Origin of the sequence: Streptomyces sp. NPDC052109 (genome assembly GCF_040680195.1) — a bacterium.
Lineage (GTDB): Bacteria > Actinomycetota > Actinomycetes > Streptomycetales > Streptomycetaceae > Streptomyces.
This window is the reverse complement of record NZ_JBFAWF010000017.1, coordinates 1-15,371: the sequence shown is the minus strand read 5'-3', so window position 1 is coordinate 15,371 and position 15,371 is coordinate 1. Positions and strand designations below refer to the sequence as shown.

The following is a 15,371-nucleotide window of genomic DNA, read 5'->3' as shown; positions in this document are numbered from 1 at the left end:
GTGCGCGCTCGGAATTCCCGCCGCATGGGGCGCCGCCGGGCCGTACGGCCCCGCGCTCCGATTAGCGGCTCGAGCCGGATGCGGGTCCTGATGGCAGCCGCGCGGACCGCCCCTCCGGGGGCCGGCGTGATCTCCATCGTGAAGGATCTGCTTCATCCGACAGGCAGGACCATAAGGATCCGACCCTTCCTGTGCAATAGTTCCGAGCGGGATACCCGTTTTGTCATGGTAGATGGGCGTTTTAAGGAAGGAGCGAACAAAAAACTCCTCGGACTCTTTCCAGTCCGTAACGTCGATGTCATAGTTGCCCTCGCCGATGAACCTGATTAATGCGAAACAGGCAAGAGGAGGGTCACCCCGTGGCAGCCGCAACACAGGTCCCTGGTGAAGGGGATGACGAGGCGTCGCCTCGCTACCGGCCGGGCTATGAGCTGGTCGCCGAGCAGCTGCTGAACTACATCGACGAGCAGAACCTGCGGGCCGGCGACCGGCTGCCCACGGAGCAGGGCCTGGCTGAGATCCTGGGCGCCTCTCGCAATGTGACCCGCGAGGCGGTGAAGGTCCTGGCCGCCATCGGCCGGCTGAGTGTGCGGCGTGGCGCGGGCATCTTCGTCGCCGAGTCCACCGGCGGGCTGGTGGACGACCAGCTCTCGCACTTCCGGCCGACGAGCATGGAACACGTCCTGATGCTGCTTGACTACCGGACGGTGATCGAGTCGGAGACGGCGCGCCGTGCGGCCTCCCTCGCCACGCCGATCGAGGTCCGGACCATCCGGGAGTGCGCCGAGTCGTCCCTGGAGGCGGCCCGGGCGGCGGACGGGCACGCCTTCGCCGGGGCCGACACGGCGTTCCACGACGCGGTGGGCGCCGCCGCACACAATGTCTTTCTGAGATCGAGCGTCGCCAACGTGCGGCGTTTCGCGTCACAGTCCGACGTACTGCTCTTCCACGGTGACGTGCCCGGGTCGCTGGAAGTGGCCGCAGGACAGCACCTCGCCATAGCTGAGGCGGTCGCCGCGGGGGCGGCCGATCTCGCCGCGGAGCTGATGGTGGAGCACATCGCCACCACGCGGAGCCAGTTCGAACGCAAGATCCGTGACCGGCTGTTCAATCTTGACGGCCGCGGCGCCTCCGGGGCGCCGGCGCAGCCGCCGAGGAGCGCCGGTGCCGCGGACGAGCCGTCGTCCCCGGAGACATCCGCCTCGTAGACCGGCACCGCGCCGGTAGGACGGGCTCGCGGGCCGAGCCACCCAACGCCGGAGGAACCCGCAGGACGAGCGGGCTCCCGGAACGTCACCTCATTCAGGCGATTGGATTTCTGTGTCTGTACCGTCTGTTTCTCCACGAATACGCGTGTCCCTCCGAAGAGTTTTCGTGGCCGCTCTGTCCCTCGCCGCGATAACGACGCCGCTGGCCACCGTGCCGGCCCAGGCGTCCCCATCGCACGCGTCGGGCCTGGACGTCTATGTCTCGCCGACCGGCCGCGACGCCGGCTCCGGTACCGCCAAGCATCCGTTCAAGACGCTGGAACACGCACGGGACTACGTGCGTGACGTCAAGAAGAAGGTCTCCGGCGACGTCCGCGTGCGGCTGATGTCGGGTACCTACCGGCTGAGCCGGACCTTCACCCTCACTGCCCAGGATTCGGGCAGTGCCGGGCACCGGATCGTCTACGAGGCCGCCCCCGGCGCGCACCCGGTGATCAGTGGCGGCACGCAGGTCACCGGCTGGACCGCGGCCGACTCGTCGGGCAAGGTCTACAAGGCCAAGGTCGGCGACCTCGACACCCGTCAGCTCTATGTGAACGGCGAGTTGGAGACCAGGGCGCGGGGTGGGAAGAACCCGGCCGGCTTCAGCAAGACGTCCACCGGCTACACCTTCACCGACAGCAGCCTCAGCGACTACAAGCGTCCCTCGGACCTGGAGGTCGTCAGCAGTTGGGGCTGGAAGCTCATGCGCTGCCCCGTACAGTCGATCTCCGGCAACACGATGACGATGCAGCAGCCCTGCTGGCACAACGCCAACCTCCAGCAGGGTCAGGAGATCACCGACCCGACCTGGCTGGAGAACGCCCGCGAGCTGCTGGACACGCCCGGCGAGTGGTACCTGGACAAGGGCGCGGGCGAGATCTACTACATGCCCAAGGACGGTCAGGACCTGTCCACCGCGACCGTCACGGTCCCGCGCGTGCAGGACCTGGTCGACCTGAACGGCACCAGGGCCGACCCGGTGACCAACGTGTCCTTCCAGGGCATCACCTTCTCGTACTCCACCTGGCTCGCCCCCAGCTCGTCCGACGGCCTCATCGAGGGTCAGGCGGGCTTCCGGATGGTCGGTGACAACAACCCCGACTTCGACTCGACCCGTCTGAAGTGGCAGAAGACGCCGGGCGCGGTCAACGTGAGCTACGGCCACGGCCTCGGTTTCCAGGACAACACCTTCACCCACCTCGGCGCGGTCGGTCTCAATCTGAACACCGGCACCCAGGGCACCGACATCACGGGCAACGTCTTCCGCCAGATCGCCGCCACCGGCATCCAGATCGGCGGCACCGACGTGATCGACGCCCACCCCGACGACCCGCGTGACATCACCAAGGACACCACGGTCGACAACAACGTGGTCACCAAGGTCGCCGACCAGTACAACGGCTCGGTGGGCATCCTGGCCGGCTACACCGACCACACGGTGATCACCCACAACAAGGTCTACGACCTGCCCTACAGCGGCATCTCCGTCGGCTGGGGCTGGGGTCTGACCGACAAGGGCGGCGACACCAACTACCCCGGCAACTCCGGCGTACCGATCTGGAACACCGACACCACCAGCCGGGACAACAAGGTCACCGACAACGACATCTCCGACATCATGAAGTCGCAGGCCGACGGCGGCGCCGTCTACACCCTCAGCACCAACCCCGGCGGCGTGGTCGCCGGCAACTACATCCACGGCGTCCCGGCGCCGGCCTACGGTGCCGTCTACCACGACGAGGGCAGCCGCTACTGGCAGAACACCGGCAACGCCTTCTGCGACGTGGCGTACCAGTGGCTGCTGATGAACCACGGCATGGACATCACCGCCACCGGCAACTTCACCACCCAGCCCGCGTTCACCACCCAGGCCAACAGCACGGGCAACAACGTGAGCGGCAACACCACCGTCGGCTCCTGCGACCAGCTCCCGGCCTCGATCGTGAACAACGCCGGTCTCCAGCCGCGCTACCGTCACCTCGACCCCGGCCCGGACGTCACCGACCGCCAGGCGCCCACCGCGCCCGGCACCCCGACCGCGGTCACGGACTTCCCGACCGTCGCGGACCTCAGCTGGCCGGCGTCCACCGACGACACGGGTGTCACGGGCTACTCCGTCTACCGTGACGGCACGCTCGTCAGCGCCACCGGCAAGACCTCGGTGCGCCTCTCCGGCCTGACCGGCGGGAAGACGTACAGCTTCCGGATCACCGCCCGCGACGCGGCCGGCAACGAGTCCGAGCCGAGCCAGGCACTGCAGGTCACCATGCCCTCCGGCGCCGACCTGGCGCTGAAGAAGCCGGTCACCTACTCCTCGTACTCCGAGGACAACACCCCCGAGAAGGCGGTGGACGGCGACCTGTCCACCCGCTGGGCCCAGGGCCTCGGTCTGCCCGACCCGTCCTGGATCCAGGTGGACCTCGGTGCCCAGTACGACGTGAACGGCGCGATCACCACCTTCGAGAAGAGCAGCGGTTACAAGTACCGCATCGAGGTGTCCCCGGACGAGGTCCACTGGCGGACGCTGGCGGACCACACCTCCGCGAACACCACGGCGATGACCGACTACTCCCACACCGCCGATCCGGTCGCCGGCCGCTTCGTCCGGCTGACGGTCACCGGCTCCAGCGGCAACGGCGGAAGCATCTACGACTTCCAGGTCTACGGCACGCCCAGGGCGCCCAGTTCCGACCACACGCCTCCCGCGGCCCCCGGGCAGCCCACCGTCAAGCCGCTGCTGCCGAGCCTGGCGGACCTCACCTGGCCCGCCGCGACCGACGACACCGGCGTGACCACCTACGCCGTCTACCAGGACGGCAAGCGGATCGCCGTCACCGACGCCACGACCCTGCGGGTCCCCGGCCTGACTCCGGACAAGCAGTACTCCTTCACGGTCGTCGCCCGCGACGCCGCGCTGAACACCTCCGACCCCAGCCCGGCGGCCGTCATCACCATGCCGGCCGACCACGACCTGGCGCAGAACAAGGCGGTCACCGCTTCCTCGTACTCGGAGGACAACACGCCTCAGAAGGCGGTGGACGGCGACCTGTCCACCCGCTGGGCCCAGGGCCTGGGGCTGCCCGACCCGTCCTGGATCCAGGTGGACCTGGGCCAGGACACCTCGGTCTCCAGCGTGGCGACCACCTTCGAGAAGCCCAGCGGCTACAAGTACCTGCTCGAGTACTCCGCCGACGGCGTCACGTGGTCCACGTTCGAGGACCACACCTCCGAGAACACCGTCTCGGCGACCAACTACTCGTTCGCCGACTCGCCCGTCACCGCCCGCTATCTGCGGCTGACCGTCACCGGATCCAGCTGGAACGGCGGCAGCATCTACGAGCTCCAGGCATACGGCGACTTCTGACCCGTACGCGCCCCTGGAGACCGCCCGCTCACAGAGAAATGACATCAGGATGAAGATCACCCATGTCGAGGTACACCGGATCGAAGTTCCGCCGGCCAGCCCGCCCTTCCGCTGGAGGGACGGACTGAGCGGAAGCGCTCCGGTGGGCGACGGCGCGGTGCTGCGCATCGGCACCGACGAGGGAGCCGAGGGGGTGGCGCTGTTCGCCCGGCCCGGAGCCTTCGCCACCCTGCGGGACCTGGTGGAGCGGGTCTTCCGCGAGGAACTGGTCGGAGCCGACCCGTTCCAGCGGGAATGGCTGTGGCACCGGGTGTGGGAGCTGGACCGTATCCACGAGCTCCCGCTCCCCGCCCTGGGCCTGATCGACACCGCCCTGTGGGACCTGGCCGGCCGGTACCACGGTCAGCCGGTCTGGCGGCTGCTGGGCGGCTTCCGCGAGGCGATCCCCGCCTACGCCTCCACCTCGACGTTCTCCAGCATCGCGGAGTTCCTCGACGTGGCGGACCAGTGCCTGGAACTGGGCTACCGCGGTATCAAGCTGCACGCCTGGGGCGATGCCCGGCGTGACGCCGAGCTGTGCCTGGCGTTGCGCGACCACGTGGGTCCGTCGATCCCCCTCATGTACGACGGGTCGGCCGGCTTCGACCTGCCCGACGCGATCCGCCTGGGCCGGGCGCTCTCGGAGGCCGACTACCTCTGGTACGAGGAGCCGATGCGCGAGTTCAGCATCTCCGCGTACCAGCGGCTGGCAGCGGCCGTGGACATACCGCTGCTGGTGGCCGAGACCTCCGACGGAGCGCACATGAACTCCGCGGACTTCATCCGGGCCGGTGCCGCCACCTTCGGGGTGCGGGCCGGCACCACCCTCCGGGGTGGCATCACCGGCGCCATGCGCACCGCACACCTCGCCGACGCCTACCGGCTGCGGGCCGAGGTGCACGGTTCGGACATCCCGAACCACCACCTGTGCATGGCCATCTCCAACACCACCTACTACGAGTCCCTGGTGACCGCGGCGAAGGTCGTCCGCGAGCGCCATGTGGACGACCAGGGTCTGGTGCACGCCCCCACGGGGCCTGGCATAGCCCTCCCGCTCGACTTCGGCTATGGCAAGGAACTCCTGCCGTTCGTCGAGCAGCCGCGCTGACCGGGTGGTGGCCGTCCGCCCGGACCGCCACCGCAGCCGGCGCCCCCCATCAGGCGCGTTACCTGTCCCATGCAAGAAACAAGAAAGGCAAGACGATGAGGTCTTCCGGATCTCCGAGAGTCGGCCGACGCCGTACGGTGCTGCGCACCGCCGGGGCCGTGCTCTCCCTGGCCATGGCGGCTGTGCTGGCCGGGTGCGCCAGCGCCAACACCTCCACCGATGCCTCCTCCTCGGGGTCGGCGTTCAAGCCGGTCACGCAGAAGGACGGCTCGCAGATCACGGTGTGGGCCGACTCGACCCGCCTGCCGTCGGTGCAGGCGTACCAGAAGTCGCACCCGAACGTGAAGATGAAGATCGTCACGTACGACGGCGGTGCCGACGGTTCCACGTATCTCCAGACGAAGGTGCAGCTCTTCGACCGGACCGGCAGCGGCTGGCCGGACGTGGTGTTCGGTTCACCCACCGACGTGACCTGGGCGTCGGAGCCCACCAAGCCCGGCGCACAGCCGTTCGCCGCGCCCCTGGACGACAAGCTCGTACCCCAGAGCACGCTGGACGGCTTCGCCAAGGGCTCCCTCGCGCCCTGCCAGTTCAACGGCCACACCTACTGCCTGCGCAACGACATCGCGCAGGTCGTTCTCTGGTACAACAAGACCCTCATGGACAAGTGGGGATACAAGGTCCCCACCACCTGGGAGGACTACGAAGCCCTGGGCAAGCAGGTCGCCAAGGACCACCCCGGCTACCTCGTGGGCTCCGTCGGCGACACCAACTCCCACGAGTCGTACTTCTGGTCCGGCCGGTGCCCGGCGTTCAGCCTGACGAAGCCGGACACTCTGCGCAGCGCCCTGCAGGACCCGAACTGCACCCGGATGGCGAAGCTGCTGGACGGGCTGATCTCCGCGAAGGCCGTCACCACCAAGGGCTTCTTCAGCCAGGGCTTCGCCAAGCAGAGCGGCAGCAAGGTCCTGATGGCGTACGGGCCGTCCTGGTACGGCCAGTACCTCTTCAAGGCCGCCTTCAACGCCCCGGCCAAGCAGATCGCCGCGGCGTCCCCGCTGACCTGGAAGGGTGAGACGACGACCGCCACCGGAAACGTCGGCGGCGGCGTGTGGATGGTGTCCTCGCACAGCGCCAACCTCAAGGCGTCCACGGACCTGGCCACCTGGCTGACCACCTCCGACGAGAACCAGAGGTCCGCGCCGACCTACCCGGCCTACACCAAGGCCGCGCAGGCGTGGCTGGCCAACCCGGCCAACAGCGACTACTTCGCCAACGACGTGAGCAAGCCCTTCCAGGAGGCCGCCAACGAGGTGTGGACCGGCTGGTCGAACACCAAGTTCCCGGACGCCACCGCCTGGTCCAGCGTCGTGCTGCCCGCCCTGACCGCCGGCAAGTCCCTGACCTCGACCCTGCCGGCGTGGCAGCAGGAGATCAGCAACGAGGCGAAGGCCCACGGATACCAGGTGGTCAACCAATGACCTTGCTGGAGACCGAGCGCGTCGCCGTCTCCCCCCTCCGCCGCGGCATCACGCCGCGGCGGGGGGGCCGCGGTCTCGCGGGCTACTTCTTCGTCGCCGGCTACGCGGTGCTGCTGCTGGCGTTCGGTGTCTTCCCCACCGGCTACTCGTTCTACCTGGCGCTCACCAACGACCACGGCCAGTTCACCGGACTCAACCAGTTCGTGAAGGTCGCCCAGGACTACCGCTTCGTGCCGGCCTTCACGAACATGCTGATCTACCTGGTCATGTGGCTGGTCACACTCGTCGTCCTGGTGGTCCTGGTCGCGGTGGTCCTGCGCAGCCGGGTGCGGCCGGGCACCTCGGCGCTCTTCCGCTTCCTGTACTACATTCCCGGCGCCCTCGCCGGGGTCGCCAGCGTCCTGGTATGGCTGTTCATGCTGGACCCGGACGTCAGCCCGGTGGCCTGGATGCTCAAGAGCATGGGACTGCAGACCTTCGCGGCCGTGCTCTCGCCCGGCAACCTGCCGCTGATCCTTATGCTGATCGCCTTCTGGACCGGCGCCGGCGGCTGGATGGTCGTGATGTACGGGGCGCTGAACAACATCCCCGACGAGGTGCTGGAAGCCGCCCGTATGGACGGCGCGGGGCCCTGGCGCACCGCCTGGCACATCCAGATCCCGATGATCCGGCAGTGGATCGTCTACATGGCAATCATGGCGTTCGCCACCGGCACCCAGCTGTTCGTCGAGCCCCAGTTGCTCCAGACCGCCAGCCTCGGCCGGGTGAGCCCCACGTGGTCACCCAACCAGCTCGCCTACGTCTACGCCTTCCAGCAGGGCGACTTCAACGGCGCCGCCGCCATCTCCGTCTTCCTGCTTGCGCTGGGGCTCCTGGCGGCCGGACTGCTGGTGGCCCGATCGAACCTGTTCAAGTTGGACGAGAAATGACACAGACCACTCTCCCCTCGGCAGCGGCGGCCCGGCGCTTCCACCCTTCCCGGGCCGCCTCCTTCCTGGTGGTGGGCCTCCTGCTGGCCCTGCTGCTGGTGTTCTTCGTGTTGCCGGTGATCTGGCTGCTGCTCGCGCCGTCGAAGACCGCCGGCCAAGTGGTGCAGGACAACCCGTTCTCCTTCGGCTCGTTCCGGCAGATCGGCGCCGCCTGGCGGCACCTGTTCGCCTTCCAGGACGGCGCCATGGTCACCTGGCTGCGCAACTCGGCCATCTACTCCGGTGGTTCGCTCATCCTGACGCTGGCCGTCAGCGTGCCCGCCGGTTACGCGCTGGCCCTGACGAAGTTCCGCGGACGCAAGACGCTCCTCATGATCACCCTGGTCACGATGATCATGCCGCAGGCCACCCTGGTGCTGCCGGTCTTCCTGGAACTCAACCGCTTCCACCTGATCGGCACCATATGGTCGGTGATCCTGCCCTTCTCCTTCTACCCGTTCGGCGTGTACCTCGTGTACATCTACTTCGGGAGCAGCCTGCCCAGGGACCTGCTGTCGGCCGCGCGGATCGACGGTTGTTCGGAGTGGCAGCTCTTCTCGCGCATCGCGCTTCCGCTGGCGAAGCCGGTGGTCGGACTGGTCGCCTTCTTCAGCTTCGTGGGCAACTGGAACAACTTCTTCCTGCCGTACCTCGTCCTGCCGAACAGCGACCAGTTCCCGGTCCAGGTGGGCCTGAACCAGCTGCTGACGTCCACCCCGTCGTTCAACCCGGTCGCCGGGGCGGGTCTGAACATCACCATCCCGGAACTGGCCCTGGCGATCATCGTCGCCATCCTGCCCGTTCTGGTGCTCTTCCTGTTCTCGCAGCGCACACTGGTGTCCGGGATGCTCGCCGGAGCGACCAAGGAATGAGTCCCCTCCGCGTCGCCCTCTTCCCCACCTGCGTCAACGACGCCGTCCACCCCGCCACGGCGATCGCCACGGTCACCGTCCTCGAACGACTCGGCGTCGAGGTGGACTTCCCCTTCGAACAGACGTGCTGCGGCCAGCCGCAGTACAACACCGGCTACCGCCGGGAGACCGAGCCGCTGGTGCGGCGCATGGCCAAGGCGTTCGACGGATACGACCACGTGGTGGCCCCGTCCGGCTCCTGCGTGGCCATGATCCGAGACAACTATCCCCGGCTTGGCGCCCGCGCCGCCGCCGAGGGGCGGGGCGACGACCTCGCCGAACAGGCTCACTCCCTGGCCGGCCGCGTCCACGAGTTCACCGAGTTCCTGGTCGACGTGCTGGGCGTCACCGACGTCGGCGCGTACTTCCCCCACACCGTCACCTACCACCCGTCCTGTCACGGACTGCGGGTGCTGGGACTCGGTGACCGTCCCCGGCGGCTGCTGGAGGCGGTCGAGGGCCTGGCACTGGTCGAACTCCCCGGCGCGGACGAGTGCTGTGGGTTCGGGGGCACCTTCGCGGTGAAGAACCCCGATGTCTCGGCGTCCATGGGCGCCGACAAGATCCGCAACGCCGAGTCCACCGGCGCCCGCGTGCTGTGCGGCGCCGACAACTCCTGCCTCATGCACCTGGACGGGATGCTGCGCCGGCGGGGCAGTGACCTGCGCCCGCTGCACCTCGCCGAAATCCTTGCCTCCACCCGGACGGAACCCTTGCGATGACCGGTACGTACCTGGGGATGCCCGCCTTCCCCCGCGCGGCCGCCGCCGCCACCCAGGACACCCGTCTGCGGGCGAACCTGACCCGGGCCACCGGCACCATCCGCGCCAAGCGCGCGCAGGCCGTCGCCGAGCTGGACGACTGGGCACGACTGCGCGCCGCCGGAGCCGCGATCAAGGACCGGACCCTGCGCCATCTCGACCACTACCTCGAGCAGTTGGAGGCGGCGGTCACCCGAGCCGGCGGTGTGGTGCACTGGGCGGCCGATGCCGGCGAGGCCAACCGGATCGTCGCCGACCTGATCAAGGCCACCGGGGAGACCGAGGTCGTCAAGGTCAAGTCCATGGCCACCCAGGAGATCGGCCTCAACGAAGCCCTGGCCGCCGAAGGCATCACCGCATACGAGACCGACCTCGCCGAACTGATCGTGCAGTTGGGCGACGACCGGCCCTCCCACATCCTGGTCCCGGCGATCCACAAAAACCGGGGCGAGATCCGGGACGTCTTCCGCGAGAGCATGAGCCAGTGGGGGCGCCCGGCGCCCGAGGGGCTCACCGACGATCCCGCGGAACTTGCCGAGGCCGCCCGCCTGCACCTGCGCGAGAAGTTCCTCCGCGCCAAAGTGGCCGTCTCCGGCGGGAACTTCATGGTCGCCGAAACGGGCACGGTGGTCGTCGTGGAGTCGGAGGGCAACGGCCGGATGTGCCTGACCCTGCCCGAGACGCTGATCTCCGTGGTGGGCATCGAGAAAGTCGTACCCACCTGGCGGGACCTGGAGGTCTTCCTCCAGACCCTGCCCCGCTCCTCCACCGCCGAACGGATGAACCCGTACACCTCGATGTGGTCCGGCACCACCGAAGGCGACGGGCCCCGGGAATTCCACCTGGTCCTGCTCGACAACGGCCGCACCGCCACCCTCGCCGACGAAGTGGGCCGCCAGGCGCTGCGCTGCATCCGCTGCTCCGCGTGCCTCAACGTCTGCCCCGTCTACGAACGCGCCGGCGGCCACGCCTACGGCTCGCCCTACCCCGGCCCCATCGGAGCCATCCTCACCCCCCAACTCCGCGGGACCGGTACCGAACTGGACGCGTCCCTGCCCTACGCCTCCTCGCTGTGCGGCGCCTGCTACGACGTCTGCCCGGTCGCCATCGACATCCCCGAAGTCCTCGTCCACCTCCGCGAACGGGTGGCCGAACAGGGCGGTGCGGGCCACCGGCTGGAGAAGGCCGCCATTCGCGCGGCCGGCTGGATCCTCGACCGGCCGGCGGTTCTCGCCGCGGCCGAGCGCACCGCCTCCCGTACCCGACGGCTGCACCCCCGCCGCCTGCCCGGCCCCGGCAGCGGTGCCTGGAGCGAGTCCCGAGATCTGCCCCGCATCCCGGCCGCGCCCTTCCGCGACTGGTGGCGCGCCAACCGAACGACCGAGGAGCGCCCATGAGCAGCCGGGACGTGGTGCTCGGCCGCATCCGCACGGCCCTCAGCGACGTCCCCCGCCAGGAGGGGCCCGAGGATGTCCCCGTCGCCCGCGACTACCGGGCCGCGCACGCCGCGGACGACCCCGGTGAGCTGCTGGACCTGCTCCAGGACCGTCTCACCGAGTACCGCGCGGCCGTGCACCGGTGCGACCCCGCCGGTCTGCCCGGGACGGTGGCCGCGGTGCTGGCCCGGCGGGGTGCTCGTGCGGTCGTCGTCCCCGAGGGGCTGCCCGTGGAGTGGTTGTCCGAGTCCGTGGCCGAACGGCTCACCGACACCCCGCCGCTGAGCCCGCGTGCCTGGGAGGCGGCGGACAGCGTGGTGACGGGGTGTGCGCTGGCCATCGCCGAGACGGGCACGATCGTGCTGGACGGCGGGCCGGGGCAGGGCCGACGTGCGCTGAGCCTGATCCCCGACCACCACCTCTGCGTGGTGCGCGCCCCGGAACAGGTCGTCGCCTCGGTTCCGGCCGCCGTGGCGAGGCTCTCCCCGAACCGCCCGCTCACCTGGATCTCCGGTCCCTCCGCCACCAGCGACATCGAACTCGAACGCGTCGAAGGCGTCCACGGCCCCCGAATCCTCGACGTCGTCCTCGTCCACCCCTGAGCCGCACCGGCGCCGCGCACCCCTCACCCGACGACACCTGGAGCAGCCTTGCCCTCCGAGCCCATCGCCTGGCCGCCGCCCGAACTCGCCGTACCGCCGGTACAGCTCCCACCGACCGCCCCCACCACCGCCGCAGACGGCGTCCGCCGATACGACGGGCTGAGCTACGCCACCAACTCCGGTTACCGGCCGCGGCTACTGGACCTGTCCGTGCCGGCGGCTGCCGAACCCCCCGCCGTGGTGGTCTGGATCCACGGCGGCGCCTGGATGGAGGGCGACCGGCGCCACCCGCCGCCGACCGTGAGCGCGGACCTTCTCTTCGGCTCCTTGCTGCGGGCCGGACTCGCCGTCGCCACCATCGACTACCGCCACGCCCGCGAAGCCCCCTTCCCCGCCCAACTGCACGACGTCAAGGCGGCCATCCGCTACCTGCGCCACTACGCCGGGACGCTCGGGATCGCCCGGACGCGGATCGGCTTGTGGGGGGAGTCCGCCGGCGGGCACCTGGCCGCGCTGGCCGGGCTCACCGGCGCAGCCCACCCCTCGCTCGAGGGAACGGAAGGGATCGCACAGGGCGACACGACGGTCGGAGCAGTCGTGGACTGGTACGGGATCACCGACGTGGGGGCGCTGCTGCCGGACGCGCCTGGCCCCCACGACCCCTTCGTCACCCTCCTGGGCGGCGACCCGGCCGACCGGCTGCACCTGGCGGCGGCCGCCAGCCCGGTCAGCTACACGCGATCCCCGGCGCCGCCCTTCCTCCTGGTCCACGGCACCCACGACACGCTCGTCCCCTTCGAGCACAGCGAGCGCCTGGCCGGACTCCTGCAGGCCGCAGGCAACCACGCGGAGCTCGTCGCCGTACCGGGCGCCGAGCACATCTTCCTCAACGCCGACGTCGCTCCGGTCGTCGCCCGCTGCGTCGCCTTCCTCGCCCATCACCTGCGCCACCCCGCGACCGACCGGGCCGCGGGAATCCGGCCGGTTGCCCCGTGACCCCGCGCTCGGCCGAGTGAGCCCGCCCCGGCGCACGCCGGGGGCCACCGCCGGCACACGACCCGGGCGGTTCGCTCTCCGGCACGACAGCCACTCAGACGAGGAACTCGGCGAGCGGGAAGGAGCGGTGGCGGCGTGGTGGAACCAGATAGTTCTGCCGGTGGGTCGTGTGCAGGACCGAGTTGATGCCGGCGTGGGGGCTGCGCGGTGCGATGGAGAGTGTCCTGTCCGGATAGTGGCCGTCCATCGCCAGCCGAACGAGATTGAAGATCCCGACAGTCGGCTGGAACGAAATGAAGTGCAGCCCGGCCGCTTTCTTGCTGCTGTAGTGGTCTCCCGTCGGATCGGATGTGTAGTGGAACGGGTTGTCCAGCGTGTCGAAATCCCCGCGCACGGGGATGGTCGTCCCGCTGGGGTAGACCTTCCCGTAATTGCTGGTCGTCGATGATGTGGTGCTGTCCACCTTCGACATGCTCCCCGTGTGGCCGTAGGCGTGGTACTGCTTGACCCCTTGCGCCACTTCGGCCTCACTTTGACCTGGCGGTTGGAGGGCGAACGTACCCGGCGCGGGCGAGAGGCCGGGCTGCAGCATCGCCTGGACGCGATCGGCGTACGTGCGGTACTTCTGTTCGTACCATGCCACCAGGTCCTGAAACAGGTGCGAGAGATGCATGGTGGTCCCCTGTTTGAAGTAACCGTTGGGCCACTGATCGGTGACGCCAGGCAGGGTCTCCAGACTCGGGATGTTGCCGGGTCCCATGTTCGAGTCCAGGGTGGTGGCGAAGCCGAGGAAACCCTGCGCCTGTCGAGGGATCGAGTGTGCGCCGGGGATATTGGCCGCCAGCGCCAGCTTGCTCGGCAGGCCCTGTTGCCCGTAGAAACCGCCCCCGGAGAATCCCTGGCGGATACTCGTCACCTTGAACAGGCTGCCCGCCTGGTTGCTCCCAAGCCCGAAGAGGGCCTTTTGGGCCTCCTTGACATGGGCGAGCGAGTCACTGCGGAGTAGCACGGCCACGTCGTTCTGTTCCAGGCGGACCGGCCCGAAACCGGGCGGGGGCTCGTCGCTGGGAAACGTCCTGGCCTCCTGCAGCGCGTACACGGTATGGCCCTCCGCCTTGGAGGACGTCAAATCGACCGGCAGGTACGTGGGGTAACGTGTCCCCGCCTTGAAGAAGTCCGACGTCTTGCCCAGGGTCGGGATGTAGTGGTGGAAGTAGGGAAGTCCCCAGGCCACCGTGGTGGCCACTCCTGTGGGAGTGGGCGGAAATCGGCGTTCCAGATCCAGGAGGGCGGTCTCGAGGTGGTGCTGCGCCTCCTGCAACGCCTTGGCTTCCGCCGGCACATTCAGCTTTGCGGTAATGACGTGATCGTGCAGGGCCGGCACCCGGACCGCGATCGTGCCCTTGCCGCTCTTCACGCCCGAGCCATCGACCTTGATCACCTGCTCGTTCTGCAGGATATATTGTTCCTGGATGCTGTCGGCGGCAGTGGCCCGGTCCGGTGGTTTTGCAATGCTGTCGATCATCTCGTAGATGCCGGCGGAGGCCAGAGCGGCACCGAAGGTGCCCGCTGTCCCTTGAAGAAGGCGTCGCCTGCTCAAGTTCCCGCGTGATCGTTCCGCACGCGCATTTTCGTTGCCATCCGTCATGAAATGGATTCCTCCCACTCATGCGCATCGGGGGTCAGGGGAATTGGAAGGCGAGGACCGTTCACTGTCACGATATAATCACACGTGGTCTGGGTGCCTTGAAGCCAACACGCGACTCGGCTCATTGAAGCCCATATGTGCTGCGACGTGTCCTTGAGCCCGAGGCAGTGCACGTCCGTCAAGCGGACCCGTTCGACGGCGCCCTGACCCGCCGCCAGAAACGGGTCGATCACCTCGGCCCCATCGAATTCGAGGAAAAGCACTACGCCGACCGGGCAACGCCCGAACCGGTGAAACCGGGGAACGTGCCGGCGGTGCTCTCCGCCGCTGTTGACGACGGCCGCCGCGCGCAATCCCGCCGTACGGTGAGGGCTGCCTGGCGGTTCCGGGCCATGGTCGATGTCGGAGCCGGTCGCGGACTTCGGCAAAGGGAGATATCCAGGCTGCCGGTTGACGAGGCGGATCCGCCGCCCGGGGTCCCAGGGCTTCGGCGTGGTCGGATGACGTCCGGTTTGTGATCATCCGAGGCCGAGGAGTTCGAGTGGGCGGTGGGGGTCGCGGGCGTTGCGGCGGAGGCCGGCGGCGATGCTGACGGCCCCGGCGAGTTTCAGGGCGCCGATCGCGAGGTTGCGGCAGGTGGCCATTGCGCGTGGCGCGTTGCCGGTCCGCAGTTGGGAGGCGTCCTCGGCGAAGGTGGTGCCGCGGACGTGGTGCAGGGCCTCGACCTGCCAGTGTCCCTTGACCAGTTGCGCGAGCTGGGCGGGCGTGGCCTGTTCGGCGGAGAGGCTGGAGACCGCGTAGACGGTC

General features: G+C 68.9%; 11 protein-coding genes and 1 pseudogene. 10 read left to right on the top strand and 2 right to left on the bottom strand.

The genetic code is table 11. The features are described from left to right. Positions 1-359: 359 nt before the first annotated feature. The 10 genes from AB0L59_RS28855 to AB0L59_RS28810 all read left to right on the top strand — a co-directional run bounded on the left by AB0L59_RS28855 (position 360) and on the right by AB0L59_RS28810 (position 12,916). Positions 360-1,208, top strand: a complete 849-nt coding sequence (locus AB0L59_RS28855; RefSeq protein WP_365589271.1) for an FCD domain-containing protein — start codon at positions 360-362, stop codon at positions 1,206-1,208. 385 nt (positions 1,209-1,593) lie between these two features. After that, complete coding sequence (locus AB0L59_RS28850) at positions 1,594-4,614, top strand: discoidin domain-containing protein (protein ID WP_365589548.1); 3,021 nt, start codon at positions 1,594-1,596, stop codon at positions 4,612-4,614. A 49-nt stretch (positions 4,615-4,663) separates the two neighbouring features. Continuing rightward, positions 4,664-5,761 (top strand): enolase C-terminal domain-like protein, encoded by a 1,098-nt coding sequence (locus AB0L59_RS28845; protein ID WP_365589269.1) that lies wholly within the window; start codon positions 4,664-4,666, stop codon positions 5,759-5,761. 95 nt (positions 5,762-5,856) lie between these two features. Then, positions 5,857-7,242, top strand: a complete 1,386-nt coding sequence (locus AB0L59_RS28840) for an extracellular solute-binding protein (RefSeq protein WP_365589267.1) — start codon at positions 5,857-5,859, stop codon at positions 7,240-7,242. Beyond that, on the top strand, positions 7,239-8,171 hold the full coding sequence (locus AB0L59_RS28835) for a sugar ABC transporter permease (RefSeq protein WP_365589264.1): 933 nt from the start codon (positions 7,239-7,241) through the stop codon (positions 8,169-8,171). Before AB0L59_RS28840 ends, AB0L59_RS28835 begins: the two co-directional genes overlap by 4 nt. Then, the gene (locus AB0L59_RS28830) at positions 8,168-9,082 is read left to right on the top strand and encodes a carbohydrate ABC transporter permease (protein WP_365589261.1); all 915 of its coding nucleotides are present in this window, start codon (positions 8,168-8,170) and stop codon (positions 9,080-9,082) included. Before AB0L59_RS28835 ends, AB0L59_RS28830 begins: the two co-directional genes overlap by 4 nt. Further along, positions 9,079-9,843, top strand: coding sequence for a (Fe-S)-binding protein (locus tag AB0L59_RS28825; RefSeq protein ID WP_365589258.1), 765 nt, complete (start codon positions 9,079-9,081; stop codon positions 9,841-9,843). The genes AB0L59_RS28830 and AB0L59_RS28825 overlap by 4 nt, the downstream gene beginning before the upstream one ends. Beyond that, on the top strand, positions 9,840-11,279 hold the full coding sequence (locus tag AB0L59_RS28820; protein ID WP_365589255.1) for a lactate utilization protein B: 1,440 nt from the start codon (positions 9,840-9,842) through the stop codon (positions 11,277-11,279). Before AB0L59_RS28825 ends, AB0L59_RS28820 begins: the two co-directional genes overlap by 4 nt. Continuing rightward, positions 11,276-11,920 carry an LUD domain-containing protein gene (locus tag AB0L59_RS28815; RefSeq protein WP_365589253.1) on the top strand — a complete coding sequence of 215 codons (645 nt, stop codon included), beginning with the start codon at positions 11,276-11,278 and terminating at the stop codon, positions 11,918-11,920. Before AB0L59_RS28820 ends, AB0L59_RS28815 begins: the two co-directional genes overlap by 4 nt. A gap of 48 nt (positions 11,921-11,968) precedes the next feature. After that, positions 11,969-12,916 carry an alpha/beta hydrolase gene (locus AB0L59_RS28810; protein ID WP_365589250.1) on the top strand — a complete coding sequence of 316 codons (948 nt, stop codon included), beginning with the start codon at positions 11,969-11,971 and terminating at the stop codon, positions 12,914-12,916. 94 nt (positions 12,917-13,010) lie between these two features. Here the strand turns inward: AB0L59_RS28810 and AB0L59_RS28805 are convergent, their stop codons facing one another. Together AB0L59_RS28805 and AB0L59_RS28800 are read right to left on the bottom strand one after the other, a co-directional pair. After that, positions 13,011-14,564, bottom strand: coding sequence for a hypothetical protein (locus AB0L59_RS28805; RefSeq protein WP_365589248.1), 1,554 nt, complete (start codon positions 14,562-14,564; stop codon positions 13,011-13,013). 518 nt (positions 14,565-15,082) lie between these two features. Next, positions 15,083-15,371, bottom strand: a pseudogene (locus tag AB0L59_RS28800) (ISAs1 family transposase); the annotation flags it as partial.

What these genes read in the sequence shown, in the direction of transcription:
- AB0L59_RS28805 (WP_365589248.1), bottom strand. Translation starts at nt 14,564, where the DNA reads ATGACGGATGGCAACGAAAATGCGCGTGCGGAACGATCACGCGGGAAC.
- AB0L59_RS28815 (WP_365589253.1), top strand. Translation starts at nt 11,276, where the DNA reads ATGAGCAGCCGGGACGTGGTGCTCGGCCGCATCCGCACGGCCCTCAGC.
- AB0L59_RS28825 (WP_365589258.1), top strand. Translation starts at nt 9,079, where the DNA reads ATGAGTCCCCTCCGCGTCGCCCTCTTCCCCACCTGCGTCAACGACGCC.
- AB0L59_RS28830 (WP_365589261.1), top strand. Translation starts at nt 8,168, where the DNA reads ATGACACAGACCACTCTCCCCTCGGCAGCGGCGGCCCGGCGCTTCCAC.
- AB0L59_RS28835 (WP_365589264.1), top strand. Translation starts at nt 7,239, where the DNA reads ATGACCTTGCTGGAGACCGAGCGCGTCGCCGTCTCCCCCCTCCGCCGC.
- AB0L59_RS28820 (WP_365589255.1), top strand. Translation starts at nt 9,840, where the DNA reads ATGACCGGTACGTACCTGGGGATGCCCGCCTTCCCCCGCGCGGCCGCC.
- AB0L59_RS28845 (WP_365589269.1), top strand. Translation starts at nt 4,664, where the DNA reads ATGAAGATCACCCATGTCGAGGTACACCGGATCGAAGTTCCGCCGGCC.
- AB0L59_RS28840 (WP_365589267.1), top strand. Translation starts at nt 5,857, where the DNA reads ATGAGGTCTTCCGGATCTCCGAGAGTCGGCCGACGCCGTACGGTGCTG.
- AB0L59_RS28850 (WP_365589548.1), top strand. Translation starts at nt 1,594, where the DNA reads ATGTCGGGTACCTACCGGCTGAGCCGGACCTTCACCCTCACTGCCCAG.